General features: G+C 65.7%; 14 protein-coding genes, 1 pseudogene and 1 riboswitch. Of the genes and pseudogenes, 10 read left to right on the top strand and 5 right to left on the bottom strand.

Translation table 11 applies throughout. The annotated features are described in order from the left end of the window. From A0U87_RS22785 to A0U87_RS22740, 10 genes and pseudogenes are all read left to right on the top strand, one after another. Window positions 1–651, top strand: a 651-nt coding sequence (locus A0U87_RS22785) for an SPOR domain-containing protein (protein ID WP_346763667.1), incomplete at its 5' end; no start/stop codon positions are given. 9 nt (window positions 652–660) lie between these two features. Next, window positions 661–1,812, top strand: coding sequence for a deoxyguanosinetriphosphate triphosphohydrolase (locus tag A0U87_RS22780; RefSeq protein WP_048939669.1), 1,152 nt, complete (start codon window positions 661–663; stop codon window positions 1,810–1,812). 875 nt (window positions 1,813–2,687) lie between these two features. Then, window positions 2,688–2,972 (top strand): hypothetical protein, encoded by a 285-nt coding sequence (locus tag A0U87_RS22775; RefSeq protein WP_080993573.1) that lies wholly within the window; start codon window positions 2,688–2,690, stop codon window positions 2,970–2,972. 98 nt (window positions 2,973–3,070) lie between these two features. Next, window positions 3,071–3,171, top strand: a riboswitch (glycine riboswitch). A gap of 176 nt (window positions 3,172–3,347) precedes the next feature. Then, entirely contained in the window at window positions 3,348–4,511 is a 1,164-nt protein-coding gene (gene gcvT, locus A0U87_RS22770; protein WP_037512378.1) for a glycine cleavage system aminomethyltransferase GcvT, read from the top strand. Between the two features lie 26 nt (window positions 4,512–4,537). After that, a complete protein-coding gene (gene gcvH / locus A0U87_RS22765) occupies window positions 4,538–4,909 on the top strand; it encodes a glycine cleavage system protein GcvH (protein WP_004207946.1) in 372 nt (123 codons plus the stop codon). Window positions 4,910–5,061: 152 nt separating this feature from the next. Next, window positions 5,062–6,420, top strand: coding sequence for an aminomethyl-transferring glycine dehydrogenase subunit GcvPA (gene gcvPA / locus A0U87_RS22760; RefSeq protein ID WP_026109309.1), 1,359 nt, complete (start codon window positions 5,062–5,064; stop codon window positions 6,418–6,420). Next, window positions 6,417–7,988, top strand: a complete 1,572-nt coding sequence (gcvPB, locus tag A0U87_RS22755; protein ID WP_137406038.1) for an aminomethyl-transferring glycine dehydrogenase subunit GcvPB — start codon at window positions 6,417–6,419, stop codon at window positions 7,986–7,988. Before gcvPA ends, gcvPB begins: the two co-directional genes overlap by 4 nt. Before the next feature lie 73 nt (window positions 7,989–8,061). Further along, window positions 8,062–8,778 (top strand): DUF938 domain-containing protein, encoded by a 717-nt coding sequence (locus tag A0U87_RS22750; protein WP_122927888.1) that lies wholly within the window; start codon window positions 8,062–8,064, stop codon window positions 8,776–8,778. A 407-nt stretch (window positions 8,779–9,185) separates the two neighbouring features. Continuing rightward, window positions 9,186–9,485 (top strand): annotated as a pseudogene (locus A0U87_RS22745) (DUF938 domain-containing protein); the annotation flags it as partial. A 76-nt stretch (window positions 9,486–9,561) separates the two neighbouring features. Continuing rightward, entirely contained in the window at window positions 9,562–10,443 is an 882-nt protein-coding gene (locus tag A0U87_RS22740; protein ID WP_048937563.1) for a hypothetical protein, read from the top strand. Here the strand turns inward: A0U87_RS22740 and A0U87_RS22735 are convergent. The 5 genes from A0U87_RS22735 to A0U87_RS22715 all read right to left on the bottom strand — a co-directional run. Beyond that, a complete protein-coding gene (locus A0U87_RS22735) occupies window positions 10,400–12,391 on the bottom strand; it encodes an ATP-binding protein (protein ID WP_107917638.1) in 1,992 nt (663 codons plus the stop codon). The two genes, A0U87_RS22740 and A0U87_RS22735, sit on opposite strands and share 44 nt — an antisense overlap. A 122-nt stretch (window positions 12,392–12,513) precedes the next feature. Next, complete coding sequence (locus A0U87_RS22730) at window positions 12,514–13,746, bottom strand: aminotransferase class I/II-fold pyridoxal phosphate-dependent enzyme (protein WP_048937464.1); 1,233 nt, start codon at window positions 13,744–13,746, stop codon at window positions 12,514–12,516. 133 nt (window positions 13,747–13,879) lie between these two features. Next, window positions 13,880–14,125, bottom strand: a complete 246-nt coding sequence (locus tag A0U87_RS22725; protein ID WP_010336300.1) for an acyl carrier protein — start codon at window positions 14,123–14,125, stop codon at window positions 13,880–13,882. Window positions 14,126–14,289: 164 nt separating this feature from the next. Beyond that, window positions 14,290–14,568 carry an ETC complex I subunit gene (locus A0U87_RS22720; RefSeq protein ID WP_004207936.1) on the bottom strand — a complete coding sequence of 93 codons (279 nt, stop codon included), beginning with the start codon at window positions 14,566–14,568 and terminating at the stop codon, window positions 14,290–14,292. Window positions 14,569–14,624: 56 nt separating this feature from the next. Then, window positions 14,625–16,125 (bottom strand): ATP-dependent helicase C-terminal domain-containing protein (locus tag A0U87_RS22715; RefSeq protein ID WP_276609747.1); only part of this gene is annotated, 1,501 nt, incomplete at its 5' end.

Genomic DNA, 16,125 nt, shown 5'->3' with positions numbered 1-16,125 from the left:
CAGCTCAATTCGAGCGCGCTTGCCCAGGCGTCGAGCGTGACCCCGCCCGCGCCGCAGGGCACGCCGCCTGCAGAGACGCCATCGGCGCCGGTCGCCACCCAATTTACGCCGCCGGCCGACAGCGCTGCGCCGCAGCCGGCGCCGGAGGCGACGCGCAGTCTGGCCGACATCATCCACGCCATCGACGTGCCCGACAGCGAACGCCGCTCGAACGTGGTCGCGGTCGACTTAGCCGAGGTCGAGAAGCTGCAGGCTGCCCGCCGCGCCGCTGCGCGCCAGGCGGAGGCGGACAAGGCGAAGAAGGCGGCCGCCGCCAAGGCCAAGGCGGAAGCCGATGCCAAGGCGAAGAAGGAAGCCGAGGAAAAGAAGCGACTGGCCGCCAACCCCGCGCGCAACTGGGTGCAGATCGGCACCGGGCAGAAGAGCGCGCTGGCCTTCACCTTCAAGCGCTTGCAGGGCAAATATGACGCGGTCGCGCCGCAGGATGGCTGGAGCGCAAGCTGGGGCCAGACCTCGCGCCTGCTGATCGGTCCCTTTGCCAGCTTCACCCGCGCCAGGGCGGTCGAGGCGGACCTCAAAAAGGCTGGCGCCGACGCCTTCGCCTGGCAGAGCGACGCGGGCGAGGTGGTCGAAAAGCTGGGCAGCAAATAAGGGGTTCGCATGACGATGCTCGCATCCTACGCCTCTCAGCCCGACCAGAGCCGGGGGCGGCTCCATGCCGAACCGGGCGGCGAGATGCGCGGCCCGCGCGACGTGTTTCAGCGCGACCGCGACCGCATCATCCATTCGATCTCCTTCCGCCGGCTGCGGCACAAGACGCAGGTGTTCGTGTCGCCCGACGGCGATCATTATCGCGTGCGCATGACCCACAGTCTGGAGGTGGCGCAGATCGGCCGCGCCATCGCCCGCACGCTTGCCCTCAACGAGGATCTGACCGAGGCGCTGTGCCTGGCCCATGATATCGGCCATCCGCCCTTCGGCCATGCCGGCGAGGATGCGCTGGAGGCGGCGCTGGAGGATCATGGCGGCTTCGATCATAATGCGCATACGCTGCGCACGCTGATGCTGCTGGATTCGCCCTATCCGCGCTTTCGCGGCCTCAACCTCAGCTGGGAAATGCTGGAGGGGCTGGCCAAGCATAATGGGCCGGTGACCAGGCCCGGCTGGGCGATGCGCGAACTGGACGCGCTGTTCCCGCTCGACCTTGCCAGCCATGCCTCGCTGGAGGCGCAGCTGGCGGCGCTGTCGGACGATATCGCCTATGACAATCACGACATTGACGATGGGCTGCGCGCCGGGCTGCTGAGCCTGGAGCAGCTTTTGACGGTGCCGCTGGTGCGCCATTGCTGGGATCGGGTGACTACCCGCTATCCCGATGTGCCGCAGGATCGCCTGCTGCGCGAACTGGTGCGCGAACAGATTGGCGTGATGGCTAATGATCTGCTCACCACCACCCGTGCCAATATCGCGGCCGCCGGGGTGGAGACGGTCGCCGATGTCCGCGCGCTGGGCCGCACGCTGGTCGCCTTCTCGCCCGAACTGGCGGCGCAGGAGCGGGAACTGAAGCGCTTCATGTATGCGACCCTCTATCATCATCCCGACCAGCTGGCTGCCGCCGACCGGGCGCGGGTGATCGTGATGGACCTGTTCCGCGCCTATCTGGCCGATCCCGCGCTGATGCCGCCAGAATGGCGCGACGAGTGCGCGCTGGAGGAACCGACCCGCAGCCGCCACATCGCCGACTTCATCGCCGGCATGACCGATCGCTATGCCGAAAAGCGGCATGCCGAAATTTGTGGCGCACTGGTCTAAGCGCGAGCGGCCGCCTCCGACGCGACAGTTGAAAGTTCACAGCGTCGTTGCACGCGCATTCTGGCGTGTTTGCACGGCCCACGCGCCTGCGACGCGCCGCCTGGATCATGTCGACGCGCCTATGACGCCTCTCCCGCGCGACACCGACGCGACAATGAGGCGACAGCCAGGCGACAGCGAAGCGACGCCAGTGGGGCTTTGCGGGAGATAAGGCGGAAAGGGCAGGGGACTGTTCCATCGCGCAGAATAGATCAGAGAAAGGCCGAGTAGGAAAGGGCACGGGCGATCAGGGCTCTGGCCGCTGACGACCATTTCTGGCCATCCCGTTAGATCGTCGGCGTCACTAAAACCGGCCGCCCATCCATATGGCAAGTCGAAGACTTAGGGATCAAATCGTTCGGGAAGCAGTCATTCGCGGCGATAGCTTGTCGCAGGTTTGTCTATCCCCTGCTCAAAAATAAGAATCCGATCGCACTGAGGGCAGCGGTATGTGGCATGCCCTCGACTGCGCAAGGCCCAATCCGCTTTATCTCCGGCAAACTCTGATGTCCAATCAAGCGCTTCCACTTCGTCGAAGGCCTCCTCGAAACGAGCTTCCGATATAAGCTGCCACTGGTAAGGACTCGGTATTTCACCATCGGAGAAGGCATGACCGCCGGGGCAATGTATGGTTCCCATCCAGCCATCGTAGCTGATCGTTAGATGTCCGCAAATGGGCAAGTGTTGCCAAGAGACCTTCTCCGCCAGCGTCAGATATTCCCACTCACTTCACTAAAAGCAGACAGTCTCCAACCCACCCAACTCCGCCAACGGAAACGCTGCGTTGGCGTTCCGCCGGCTGGTCCGGTCGTCGCGCGGGCTTTATCTCTCTGCCCATGACACTGCATCCCCAGATCGCGGCCTTTGCCGCCCAGCTTGACGATCTTTCCCGCCTGCTGCGGGCGCAGGGCGCGCGGCCCTGGGCGGATCGGATCGACCTCATCCAGCGCGCCGTGGCGGACTCCAACTATGCCGGCGTCACCCGCTTCCTGGAGATGTTCGAGGGAGAGGCGGGCTTTGCCGACCTGACCCTCTCGGACGACGCTTCCGATGTGAGGCTATCCGAATGCCGGGCGGCGGCCCTCGCCATGGCGCAGCGGCTGGCCCGCGAAGAAGGCTGATCCGGCTCTAAGCTGCACCCTGCGACATTTGCCCGATTGACGCCGCCCGCGCTTTGGGCAAATGCGTGGGGCGTCTCCGGTGCCGAGGATTCGGCAGCGGGCACGATGCGGGAGAGCATGGGCGCCTTTCAGGCTTGAGCCCGTCGCCGAAGGAGCAACCGCCCCGGAATCTCTCAGGCCAAAGGACCGCATCGCGCGTAGATACTCTGGAAAGCGGATGGCCCCGTGCCGTCCCACCGAAGGGGTAAGCCAGCCGGCCCCAAGCCGCTGGTCAAAGCTCTCAGGTTCCGTGACAGAGGGGGTGGCATGCCGGAAGCGCCGATTCGTCGGCTGCGCTGGCCTGTCGCCGCATCCCTCCTACGGAAAGGTCTTGCCATGACCGCCACTGACGACGTCGCCGCCCTCGAAGCGGAACTGCCCCTCGAAGCCCTGCCGCTGGACGCCTGGCACCGTGCCAAGGGCGCGCGCATGGTCGGCTTCGCCGGCTATCATATGCCGATCCAGTATGAAGGCATCATGGCGGAACATAGCTGGACCCGCGAACATGCCGGCCTGTTCGACGTCAGCCATATGGGTCAGCTCACCTTTTCCGACGAGACCGGCGGCGCCAGCGTCGATGCCGCGCTCGAAACCCTCCTGCCCAGCGACATCAAGGGGCTGAAGCCCTTCCGCCAGCGCTATTCGATGCTGCTGGACGCGGAAGGCGGCATCCTCGACGACCTGATGGTCTCGCGTCCCGGCGACGGTGCATTCGAAGGCGCGGCGATCTACATGGTCGTCAATGGCGCGACCAAATATGACGATATCGGCTGGATGATCGAGCATCTGCCCGACGACGTCACCATGAACCATATGGCCGACCAGGCGCTGCTGGCGCTGCAGGGCCCCGAAGCGGGCGAGGCAATGGCCGCGCTCATCCCGGAAACCGCCGACCTCATCTTCATGCAGTCCGGTCCCTTCACCTGGCGCGGCGTGCCGCTGTGGATCAGCCGGTCTGGCTATACCGGCGAGGATGGCTTTGAAATCAGCGTGCCGGGCGATTCCGTCGCGCTGCTGGCCGATGCGCTGTGCGCACTGCCGCAGGTCAAGCCGATCGGCCTTGGCGCGCGTGACTCGCTGCGTCTGGAAGCCGGCCTGCCGCTCTATGGCCATGACCTGTCGCCCGCCGTCAGCACCATCGGTGCGGACCTGGGCTTTGCCATCCAGAAGCGCCGCCGCGAGGAAGGTGGCTTCATCGGCCATGCCCGCGTGATGAAGGAACTGGCCGAAGGCCCCGGTTCCAAGCGCGTCGGCCTGAAGATCGAAGGCCGCCTGCCGGCCCGCGAAGGCGCGCAAATCTATGTCGGCGATGTGCTGGTGGGCGAAGTCACCTCGGGCGGCTTCGCGCCGAGCGTGGGCGCGCCGATCGCCATGGGCTGGGTCAGCCTGCCTTATTCCGCGCTCGACACCGCGCTGGAGATCGAAGTGCGCGGCAAGCGGATTGCAGCGGCGGTTGCGCCGATGCCGTTCGTTCCGCATCGTTATCGCCGCAAGGCCTGAATTACCGCTTTTCGAGGAGAGCAAGCATGAGCCGCTATTTCACCGACGAACATGAATGGATCGACGTTGCAGGCGACATCGCCACCGTCGGCATCACCGATTATGCGCAGGAACAGCTGGGCGACATCGTGTTCGTCGAACTGCCCGCCGAAGGCACGACCTTCGAAAAGGGCGACGACGCCGCCGTCGTGGAATCGGTCAAGGCCGCGTCCGACGTCTATGCCCCGATCTCGGGCGAAGTCGTCGAAGCCAATGGCGCGCTGGAAGACGAGCCGGCGCTGGTCAACAGCGATGCCGAGGAAGATGGCTGGTTCTTCAAGCTGCGCATCGCCGACGCCAGCGAGCTGGAAGGCCTGATGAACGAAGCCGCTTACAAGAAGTTCGTGGCGAGCCTCTGATCCGATAATCGCCCCTCCCTTTCAAGGGAGGGGTTGGGGTGGGTGGCGAGCGAAGCGAGCCTTGCAACCTGGCCTCAGGCGTTGCCGGCGATTGCTGCGCAATCGCACCCACCCCCGGCCCCTCCCTAAAAGGGAGGGGAGTGGAGAAATACATGCGCTACCTACCCCTTACCGACACCGACCGGCAGGAGATGCTGTCCGTCATCGGCGCCGAGACGATCGACGACCTGTTCATCGACGTGCCCGCCGAAGCCCGCCTGAGCGGCACCATCGCCGGCCTGCCCGATCATGCCAGCGAACTGGCGGTCGAGCGCCACATGGGCGCCCTCGCTCGCAAGAATCTGTCGGCAGGGGAAGCGCCCTTCTTCCTGGGCGCCGGCGCCTACAAGCATCATGTCCCCGCCAGCGTCGATCATCTGATCCAGCGCGGCGAGTTCCTGACCGCCTACACGCCCTATCAGCCGGAAATCGCGCAGGGCACGTTGCAGGTGCTGTTCGAGTTCCAGACCCAGGTTGCCCGCCTGCTGGGCGTCGATGTCGCCAACGCCTCCATGTATGACGGCTCGACCGCCTGCTGGGAAGCGATCGGCATGGCCCGCCGCATCACCAAGCGCGGCAAGGCTTTGCTGTCGTCCGGCCTGCACCCCCATTATGTCTCGGTCGCCAACACCATGGCGAAGTTCACCGGCGACGCGCTGGTGCATCAGGCGCCGACGCTGGACGCCGCGACCGATATCGACGCGCTGATCGCATCGATCGACAAGGACACGTCCTGCGTCGTCGTGCAATATCCCGACATTCTCGGCCGCATCGCCGACCTGACCCCGCTGGCCGAAGCGGCGCACGCCGCTGGCGCGCTGCTGGTCGCGGTCGTGACGGAACCCGTCGCTCTGGGCGCGATCAAGGCACCGGGCCATATGGGCGCGGACATCGTCGTGGGCGAAGGCCAGTCGATCGGCGTCGGCCTGCAATTTGGCGGTCCCTATCTCGGCCTGTTCGGCTGCAAGCAGAAATATGTCCGCCAGATGCCGGGCCGCCTGTGCGGCGAGACGGTCGACGCGGCCGGCAAGCGCGGCTTCGTGCTGACGCTTTCCACTCGCGAGCAGCATATCCGCCGCGAAAAGGCGACGTCGAACATCTGCACCAACTCGGGCCTGTGCGCGCTGGCGTTCAGCATCCACATGACCCTGCTGGGCGAGAAGGGCCTGCGTGAACTGGCGACCCTGAACCACGGCCTGGCCGTGCAGGCTGCCGATCGCCTCGCCAAGGTGCCGGGCGTGACGCTGCTCAACGACGGCTTCTTCAACGAATTCACGCTGGTCCTGACCAAGGACGCGCGCGACGTCGTCCGCAACCTCGCCGACAAGGGCGTGCTGGCCGGCGTCTCGCTCGGCCGCCTGTTCCCGGACGCGCCGGAGATCGGCAACGGCCTGGTCGTCGCCGTGACGGAAACCGTCACGCCGGAGGATATCGAAACGCTTGCCGCAGCGCTTGAGGAGGAACTGGCATGACCATGTTGAAGGAAGGTCGCCCGACCACCCCGCAGGCCGTCGCGCAGGAGCATATGGCCCCGGAAACCGCCACCGGCAATCGCGCCCTGATGCTGGAGGAAAAGCTGATCTTCGAGATCGGCTCGACCGACACGACCGGCGTGGATTTCGCCGATGCGCCCAAGGTGGCCAGCCGCCTCGGCTCGCTCGCCCGCACCGACAGCATCGGGCTGCCCGGCCTGTCGGAACAGGAAACGGTGCGCCATTACACCCGCCTGTCGCGCCAGAACTACGCCATCGACCTTGGCCTGTTCCCGCTTGGCAGCTGCACCATGAAGCACAACCCGCGCCTCAACGAAAAGGTCGCGCGGATGCCCGGTTTCGCCGACATCCACCCGCTGCAGCCGCAGTCGACGGTGCAGGGCGCGCTGGCGGTCATCCATGAACTGGCCGCCTGGCTGGTGACGCTGGCCGGCATGCACTCGGTCGCCATGTCGCCCAAGGCGGGCGCCCATGGCGAACTGTGCGGCCTGCTGGCGATCCGCGCCGCGCTCGAAGCCCGTGGCGACGCGCGCAGCGTCATCCTGGTGCCCGAAAGCGCCCATGGCACCAACCCGGCGACGGCCGCCTTCTGCGGCTACAAGGTCGAGGATATCCCGGCGACCCCGGATGGCCGCGTTGACCTGGAAGCCTTGAAGGCCCGTCTGGGACCGGACGTTGCGGCGGTGATGATCACCAACCCCAACACCTGCGGCCTGTTCGAGCGCGACATGAAGACCATCTCCGACGCGGTCCATGCCGCCGGGGCCTTCGTCTATTGCGACGGCGCGAACTTCAACGCCATTGTCGGCCGGGTCCGCCCCGGCGACCTGGGCGTCGACGCGATGCACATCAACCTGCACAAGACCTTCTCGACGCCCCATGGCGGCGGTGGTCCGGGTTCGGGTCCGGTGGTGCTGTCGGAAGCGCTCACGCCCTTCGCGCCGCTCCCCTTCGTGGAAAAGCAGGCCGACAAGTTCGTGCTGGTCGAAGAGGAAACGGCGGAGGATCACCACGCCCAGACCTTTGGCCGGATGGTCGCCTTCCATGGCCAGATGGGCATGTTCACCCGCGCGCTGACCTATATCCTCAGCCACGGCGCCGACGGCCTGCGCCAGGTCGCGAGCGATGCGGTGCTGAACGCCAATTACATCCTGCGCAGCCTAGATGACGTGCTCGACGCGCCCTTCGGTGCGGCTGGCCCGTGCATGCATGAGGCACTGTTCAGCGACAAGGGGCTGGCCGAAGGCTTCACGACGCTGGATATCGCCAAGGGCCTGATCGACGAAGGCTTCCACCCGATGACCATGTATTTCCCGCTGGTCGTCCATGGCGCGATGCTGGTCGAACCGACCGAGACGGAAAGCAAGGCGGCGCTCGATCAGTTCATCATGGCGCTGCGGAGCCTCGCCGAACGGGCCAAGGCGGGTGACGAGGCGCTGAAGGGCGCGCCCTATCACGCCCCGCGCCGTCGCCTCGACGAGACGCTGGCCGCGCGCAAGCCGGTGCTGACCTGGTCCGAGCCGGACCTGGCGGTCGCCGCCGAATAAGCCGGAAGCAAAGGGCGGTGGAGGATCTCCACCGCCCTTTTTGCATCGGTCGGCCACAGACAAGGATTTGTCCATGACACAGGATGCCCCCGCACCCTGGACGCCGCAGGGCGACGGCCCCGATCCGCGCCGCCATGCCCCCGCGACGCTGCGCAACCGCGATGCGATTGCGGCTGTCCTGCGGAACGAACTGCCCGATGCCGGACTGGTGCTGGAAGTGGCGAGCGGCAGCGGCGAACATATAGTCCACTTCGCTGTCACGTTCCCCGCGCTCGATTGGCAGCCCAGTGATCCCGATCCCGCCGCGCTGGCTTCGATCGCGGCGCTGCGCGGCGACGCCAATCTGCCCAATCTGCGCACGCCGCTGCTGATCGACGCGGCGGGCGCCGACTGGCCGATCGATGCGGCCGACGCGCTCCTGTGCATCAACATGCAGTCTAACAGTTGTGGGGAAGAAAAATCAGTAGGTTATGTTGCCTGTTTATGTATCAACATGATCCATATAAGCGAATGGGCAGCAACAGTAGGACTATTCAGGGGATGCGAGAGGCTGCTGCCATCTGCGGCACCGCTGATCCTTTATGGCCCGTATCTGGAAGATGGTGTCGAAATTGCGCCGTCGAATTTGGCCTTTGATCGCTCATTGATGGAGCGTAACCCGAAGTGGGCCATTCGTAACGTGTCTGACATAGATAAGGTCGCTGTTGAGTTTGGATTCAAACGGGTCCGGCGGGTTGAAATGCCAGCTAACAATCTGATGCTGATCTACCATCACGACCAAGATATCTGAAAACCGACCATTTCTTGCCGTTTATGCTGCTTGCAGCGCTCCCCAGAAGCAGACACATATGCCGTCGAGCGAAAGAATTGGCCATCCGATGAGCGAAGACCTGCGTAACTCTCTATTTTTGTGGTTCAACGGCTTGGCTTTTGCTGCCTTGCTTTGGGCGGGGCTCCATTTTAGCCCGTTGCAGGGGGTTAAGCGCGATTGGATGAATTTGGGCGGAGGGCTGCTCTGCTTGTTTAATTTAGGTTGGCTGTGCTGGGGGCTTTGGCGACGCCGGGCATCCCCCCCAATAGCCCAAGCCGCCCTTCGTAGATTTCTCTGTCAGGTATTGGCTTGAAACAGGGTGGAAGCCGCCGGTCCGCTTCTCACCCAAAAGTGCTGCTCCACTCAGAGTGACCGTGGCGTAGTGGTTAACCATGAACATGGTGCATATCAGCCCCTGGGGCGCTACGCTGGGGCTGCTGGCGCGTGGCGCGCAATTGCTGGCGCCGGGCGCGCCGCTGATCCTCTATGGCCCCTATGTCGAGGATGATGTGCCGACCGCCTCCTCCAATCTGGCGTTCGACCTGTCGCTGAAGGATCGCAACCCGCAATGGGGCCTGCGGACCTTGACCGATGTCGACCGTGCGGCGGCCGATGTCGGGTTGGAACGCACCCGGCGGGTGGCGATGCCGGCCAATAATCTGATGCTGGTCTATCGTCGGGGATAGGGCGCTGATGGTCGTGCGCGCATGATCCGCGCAAGATGCTTCCACCCGGCGGGATCTGGCTCTAAAGCGCTTGGCGATGACCAACAGCCTGTTCTCGCTTGTCGCTGCTGAACTGTCCGCGCCGGCCGATCCGCGCGCGGCCGCCATGGCCGGGGCGCTGGCGGCGAAATATCCCGGCGCGGCACGGGCGGTGCTCTTCTACGGCTCCTGCCTGCGCGAGGCCAATCTCGACGGGCTGATGCTCGATTTCTACCTGATCGTCTCCGATTATGAGGCGGCCTATGGCAAGGGCTGGCTGGCGCGCGCCAACCGGGCGATCCCGCCCAATGTCTTTCCGTTCGAACATGGCGGCCTGATCGCCAAATATGCCGTGCTGTCGGAGGCCGACTTTGCCCGGCTGAACAGCATGAAGGCCGACAATGTCTCGGTCTGGGCGCGCTTTGCCCAACCGTCGCGGCTGCTATGGTCGGCGGATGATCTGGCGCGCCAGCGCGCGCTGGCGGCGGTGGCGCAGGCCGCGCCGACCCTGTTGTCGCTGGCCCGGCCGATGGCGGACGGGCATGGGGATGACCCGATCCAGCTGTGGAAGACCGGCTTCACCCTCACCTATAATGCCGAATTGCGGGCGGAGAAGACGGGGCGTTCGCTCTCGATCGTCGATGCCGATCCTGAGCGCTATCGCCGTTTCGGCGCGGCGGCGCTGGCCGAGGGGCTGCCGCCGTCGCCCGACCATGCGGACAAGCTGTGGCGCGGGCTGCAGCGACGCGGCAAATATCTGTCGGTGATGCGCCTCGCCAAGGCGAGCTTCACCTATGCCGGCGGGATCGATTATCTGGCGTGGAAGATCAACCGCCATGCCGGCACCGCAATCGAGATCAAGCCCTGGCAGCGGCGCTGGCCGCTGCTGGGCGCGGTCACTCTGCTGCCGCGGCTGTTCCTGGGTGGTTCGATCCGCTGAGCGCGTTCGACAGCGCAAGGCCCAGGGCATTGAGCGTGTAGGGCTTGCGCAGCACTTCATGCCCCCGGAAATCGTCGCTGTCGGTCGCATCGCCGGTGAAGCCGGTGACGAACAGCACCGGCAGATGGCGCATATGGGCGGGCAGGGTGCGGATCATTTCCGGCCCGGTCATGTCGGGCATCAGCACGTCGCTCATGATGAGGCCAATATCGGCATTGTTGCTGAGCAGCTTGGCCGCCTTGCTGGGATGGTCGCAGGCGATCGGCAGGTGACCGAGTTCGGCCAGCGCCGCCATCGTCTGGTTGAGCACGCGCGGATCATCCTCTACCACCAGGATGCGGGTAGGGGGATGGAGCGTGTGCAGCTGCTCGCTCGCCGGGGCCTCTGCCGCGGCCTCCTGCTCGGTCAGGATGCGGCGCGGCAGGTAGATATGGACGCTGGTGCCGGTGCCCAGTTCGGACTCGATGCGGATTTCGCCCTGGCTCTGGCGCACGAAGCCAAAAATCTGGCTGAGGCCAAGGCCGGTGCCCTTGCCGACCGGCTTGGTGGTGAAGAAGGGCTCGAACACGCGGGCGGCGACCTCGGCCGTCATGCCGCAGCCATTGTCGGTGACGCAGACGGTGACATAGTCGCCGGCCGGGCATTCGCCGATCTGGTTGGCGGCAAGCTGGGCCTGGCCGGTCGAGATGGTGAGCTTGCCGCGACCCTCCATCGCGTCGCGGGCGTTGACGCACAGGTTGAGGAGGGCATTTTCCATCTGATGCTGGTCGACGAAGATGCGCCAGCCGCTCGCCTTGTGGGCGAAGCTGACGATGATCTGGTCGCCGATCGTGCGGTCGACCAGGTCGGCCATGCCGCGCAGCAGGCTGTCGGGATCGACCGCATTGGGCAGCAGTGGTTCGGACCGGGCAAAGGCAAGCAGGCGGCGGGTCAGCGCGGCGGCGCGGTTGGCGCCCTCCATCGCATTGTCGAGATGATGGCCGGCCTCGGCCGGTTTCAGCCGCAGCTTGCGCTTGGCCAGTTCCAGCCCGCCGACGACGACCGCCAGCATATTGTTGAAGTCATGGGCGATGCCGCCGGTCAACTGGCCGACCGCGTCCATCTTCTGCATCTGGCGCAGATTATCCTCTGCGGCGGCGCGTTCGGCGGATTCGCGCTTCAACTGCTCATAGGCGTCCGACAATTCGCTGGTGCGGGCGGAAACGGCCTCTTCCAGCCGGTCGGCGCGTTCCGCCTCCATCTCCGCCATGCGGCGCGCGTTGCGCCGTTCGGTATAGGCCGCGTTGACCAGCCACAGCGCGAACAGCACGCAGACCAGCAGGGCGAGGCCGACCATGCGCGACGTCTTGCCGACCAGTTCGGTGCGGTCGCCCGCCAGGCTGACGGCCAGGCTGCGTTCGCGCAGCCGCGCATTTTCGGCCTGGATCACCAGGTCGATCAGCGCCGTCAGTCGCTTGATATCCTGTGATCGCCCGGCCTGATGGAATTGCGCGAGCGCGCCCATCTTCTGGTCATAGGTGGTGCGCAGGCCGATTTCGCTCAGCGTCTTGCCGCGCTGTTCGAAGGCGGCCTGGAGCGCGCGGACATTGCCGCGCTGCCAGTCGGACTTGCGGGTGGCATAGGTCAGCGACTTGAGCTGGCTGGCGGCGGTGCGCCACTGGTCCTGGAACAGCCGGCCGGTGTCGGGGTCTAGGCTGATGACATAGCGGGCCAGCGTCACTTCGGCGCGGGCGGTCTTGGCCTCGAAGGCGCGGGCAAGCGCCATGATTTCCCAACTGCGCTGCTGTTCGGCAAGGGCGCGCTGATGATCGCGCGAGGCGCTGCTGGCGCTGTAGAGCAGGGCGCCGAGCGATCCGATCAGCAATATGCCAAGGACCAGGGGCATGTAGCGCCGCGCCGCGGCGCGCCAGCCCCGGTCCTGTTCATCGATCACTTCGCGTTCCGCCATATACCGTTACACTAACCGAACTATGTTAACCGCGCGAATATGCAGGTTAGATGGTTCCGCTGCTGTAGCAGATTCTATCGCAGGAAATACCCGGTCGATCGTCGGAGTGTCGAAAAGCGCGATCAGTTGATCGCGCCGGTGGCCTTGCCGGCGGTTTCGAACATGGCGATGATCTGTTCGACCTGCTCGTCGCTATGTTCGGCGCAGAGCGAGCAGCGCAGCAGGAAGGTGCCGGCCGGGGTTGCCGGCGGGCGCGCCATGTTGACGTAGAGGCCCAGCTCCAGCAGCGTCTGCCACATCGCCACCGCCTGCATCTGGTCGGTCAGGATGACGGCGATGATCGCCGACTGCGGTGTGGCGCTGCCCAGCTTGAAGCCGAGGTCGGACAGGCCCTGGTGCAGGCGCTGGCTGTTCTTCCACAGATGCGCGCGCTTCTCGCCGGCGTGCATCAGCTTGCGGATGCTGGTCGCGGCGGTGGCGACGACGCTGGGCGGCAGCGATGCGGTGAAGACATAGGGACGGCAGACGAGGCGCAGGATCTCGAACTTGGGATGGTTCGAGACGCAGAAGCCACCGACCGTGCCGACCGACTTGGAGAAGGTGCCGACCACGAAGTCGATCTCGCCCTCGACGCCCTGTTCCTCATAGGCGCCACGGCCGTTGGGGCCGAAGAAGCCCATGCCATGGGCTTCGTCGCACAGGATCATGCAATTGGGGTGCTTGCGGATGGCGGCGACCATCTCGGGCAGCGGCGCGACGTCGCCCAGCATCGAATAGACGCCTTCCAGCACGACCAGCTTCAGCGCGTCGGCGGGCAGGCGGCCCAGGCGCTTGTCCAGATCCTCGACGCTGTTGTGGCGGAAGCGGACGATCTCCGCGTTGCCCATGGCGCAGCCATCATAGATGGAGGCATGGCTGTCGGCGTCGAGCACGACATAGTCGCCCTTGCCCGCCAGGGTGGAAATGATGCCCAAGTTCGCCTGATAGCCGGTCGAAAAGACCATGGCTCCGCTCGTGCCGTAAAATTCCTTGAGCGCGTCCTCGACTTCCTTGTGGCCCTGATAGGTGCCGTTGAGGACGCGGCTGCCGGTGGTGCCGGCGCCGAACTCGTCCAGCGCCTTCTTGCCGGCTTCGACTACATCCGGGTCGAAGGTCATGCCCATATAATTATAGGTGCCGAGCAGGATGGTTTCCTTGCCCTTGATGATCGCGCGCGTGGGCGAGAGCACCTGGTCCATGACGATCGCATAGGGATCGCGCACGCCCGTCGCCAGCAGCGCCTCGCGCTCGTTGATCAGCGGATCGAACTTGGAGAAGAGATCGCGGGTTTCGGTGGCGATGGCGGCGTCGGTCATAATATCAATGATCCCAAACCCGTTCGTCCTGAGCGAAGTCGAAGGACGCTGCTGAGCGAAGGCGAAGCATGGAGCCTCGGCTCCGCTCGGCAATGGGCTTCGACTTCGCTCAGCCCGAACGGTAGTTAAAGTGTCAGGCGGCCTTGAGCTTGGCGACCGCGTCGACCAGCTGGCCCACGGTCTCGATCTCGGCCTGCATGTTCATGGTGATGATGATGTCGAACTCGTCCTCGATGGCGGCGACGAAATCCATCACGGTCAGGCTGTCCCATTCCAGGTCGCCGGCAAAGGTGGTGGCTTCGGTCAGCTCGACGCCCTTCTTGTTGAAGGGGGCGATCTGCGCTGCGACGCTGTCGAAAATCTCGCTGCGATCGGTCATTATCTCTTCAATCTTTCCATGAAAGCACGGCTTTTGCCGCCTTGGCTTGCTCTTTGGCAAGCGAATAAGGCGTCAATCGGGCAGCATCTGGGGCAAAATGCCTTGTTCGCGGCGCGCCGTGTCGCGCCGCGCTCTGCTATTCCAGCCCCGAAGGGGCGGGAGGATCAGCGGAAATTGTCGGCGTAGGCCTGAATTTTCAGCGTCTTGGGCGGGGTCGCGATGACGGTGTAGGCGATCTTCTCGCGCTCGGCATAGGCGACGGCGGCGTCCTGCGAGGAGAAGCTGAGCTTCAGCTGCTGCTTGGTGTCGCCCGAGCCGGCCCAGCCGGTCAGCGGATCGGCCTTCTTCGCTTCGGCGGGCGCATATTCCAGCACCCACTTGTGAGTCAGCGCCTTGCCGGACTGGAGGGCGTTCTTCTGGATCTGGTAAATGCGCGCGGTCATCGCGATGAAACTCCGTAAAATCGTCATTGTGCGTTGCACCAGCGGTCGCCGTGAAGTCAAGAGTTGCGGCGCGCATCCGCATTTTTGGTGCGCAATGTGGCATTGGCGCTCGCCGGATCGTCGGGCCAGGGGTGGCGGGGATAGCGACCACGCATTTCCTTGGCCACGTCGCGCCAGTTGCCGGCCCAGAAGCCGGGCAGGTCGCGCGTCGTCTGGATCGGCCGGCCGGCGGGCGATGTGAGCGAAAGGACCAGCGGGATGCGCTGGTTGCCGACGGTCGGATGCTGCGACAGGCCGAACAGCGCCTGCACCCGCAATTCCACGCGCGGGCCACCTTCGGCCGCATAGTCGATCGCATGGGTGGAGCCGGCGGGCGAGCGGAAATCGGGCGGGGCGAGCTGGTCGAGCTGCTGCTTGCCGTCCCAGCCGATCAGCGTTTCGAGCACGCCCGACAGCTGCGAGCGGTCGATGTCGGACAGGCGGCGTTTGCCCGCCAGCAGCGGCGGCAGCCACTCGTCCAGCGTGTTGATCAGCGCCGCGTCGGACAGCGCCTCGATCCCGGCAAAGTCCGCCCGCATCCGCAGCGATTGCGCCGCCTCCGACCAGGGGAGGAGGGCAAGGCCGCCCTGCCGCACGCCATCGACCAGCGCGGCGACCACGGCATCGGGATCGGGCCGGTCATCGGAGCCGGAGGACAGGCGCACCGCGCCCAGCCGGCGCTCCCGCAGTGCCTCGATCCCGCCATTGGCGGGGCGGAACTTCACCGTGCGATGCTCGGCGATGCGCTCGCCGAACAGAGCGATCACCTCCGCCTCGCCGATCGGGGCGGCCGACAGGATGCGCGCGCCGGCGGCGCTGCCCTGCACTTCGCCCACCGCCAGCCAGGCTTCGCTGGCCAATGGCGAGAGTGGATCGAGCCGGAAGCCGCGCCCGCCCACGCTGGCCCAGTCCGCGCCATCGGCGGAGCGGCGCTTGGCGACGCGATCGGGAAAGGCAAGGGCGAGGCAGAGGCCGACATCGTGCAGTCCACCCTCTGCGGGCGGGCGGGCATCGACCAGCCTGGCCCAGCGCTTCGCCAATCCCCGTCCGGCCTCGGCCCGCTTGCCGCCTTCGCGGCGCCAGCGCTGGAGCCGCAAAGTGAGGTCGGTATCCTGCCCGCCAAGGCCGCGTTCGCCCAGCAATACTGCGATCTCGGCGGCGGTGCGGGCGAGGCCGCGCTCGCCGGCACGCACCAGCATATGGGCGATACGCGGCGCCAGCGGCAGGGTGGCCAGCGCCTTGCCATGGGCCGTGATGCGGCCGTCGGCGTCGAGCGCCTCCAGGGCGGTCAGTCGCTTGGCGGCCTCGGCCACGGCGGCGGCGGGCGGCGCGTCGAGCCAGCGCAGGCTGGCCGGGTCGCTCACGCCCCAGAGCGCGCAGTCGAGCAGCAGGCTGGACAGGTCGCTTTCCAATATTTCGGGCGGGTCGAAGGGCGGCATGCCCGCCGTCGCGGCGGCTTCCCACAGGCGATAGGCGACGCCGGGGCGCTGGCGCGCGGCACGGCCGGCGCGCTGGGTG

The sequence above is a fragment of the Sphingobium sp. MP9-4 genome (genome assembly GCF_005281675.1).
Lineage (GTDB): Bacteria > Pseudomonadota > Alphaproteobacteria > Sphingomonadales > Sphingomonadaceae > Sphingobium > Sphingobium yanoikuyae.
Note: the sequence above shows the minus strand (reverse complement) of the source record. Positions and strands in the feature narration are given on the sequence as shown.

Coding starts and splice junctions, on each gene's coding strand:
- A0U87_RS22780 (WP_048939669.1), top strand. CDS start 661: ATGACGATGCTCGCATCCTACGCCTCTCAGCCCGACCAGAGCCGGGGG.
- A0U87_RS22775 (WP_080993573.1), top strand. CDS start 2,688: ATGACACTGCATCCCCAGATCGCGGCCTTTGCCGCCCAGCTTGACGAT.
- gcvT (WP_037512378.1), top strand. CDS start 3,348: ATGACCGCCACTGACGACGTCGCCGCCCTCGAAGCGGAACTGCCCCTC.
- gcvH (WP_004207946.1), top strand. CDS start 4,538: ATGAGCCGCTATTTCACCGACGAACATGAATGGATCGACGTTGCAGGC.
- gcvPA (WP_026109309.1), top strand. CDS start 5,062: ATGCGCTACCTACCCCTTACCGACACCGACCGGCAGGAGATGCTGTCC.
- gcvPB (WP_137406038.1), top strand. CDS start 6,417: ATGACCATGTTGAAGGAAGGTCGCCCGACCACCCCGCAGGCCGTCGCG.
- A0U87_RS22750 (WP_122927888.1), top strand. CDS start 8,062: ATGACACAGGATGCCCCCGCACCCTGGACGCCGCAGGGCGACGGCCCC.
- A0U87_RS22740 (WP_048937563.1), top strand. CDS start 9,562: ATGACCAACAGCCTGTTCTCGCTTGTCGCTGCTGAACTGTCCGCGCCG.
- A0U87_RS22735 (WP_107917638.1), bottom strand. CDS start 12,391: ATGGCGGAACGCGAAGTGATCGATGAACAGGACCGGGGCTGGCGCGCC.
- A0U87_RS22730 (WP_048937464.1), bottom strand. CDS start 13,746: ATGACCGACGCCGCCATCGCCACCGAAACCCGCGATCTCTTCTCCAAG.
- A0U87_RS22725 (WP_010336300.1), bottom strand. CDS start 14,125: ATGACCGATCGCAGCGAGATTTTCGACAGCGTCGCAGCGCAGATCGCC.
- A0U87_RS22720 (WP_004207936.1), bottom strand. CDS start 14,568: ATGACCGCGCGCATTTACCAGATCCAGAAGAACGCCCTCCAGTCCGGC.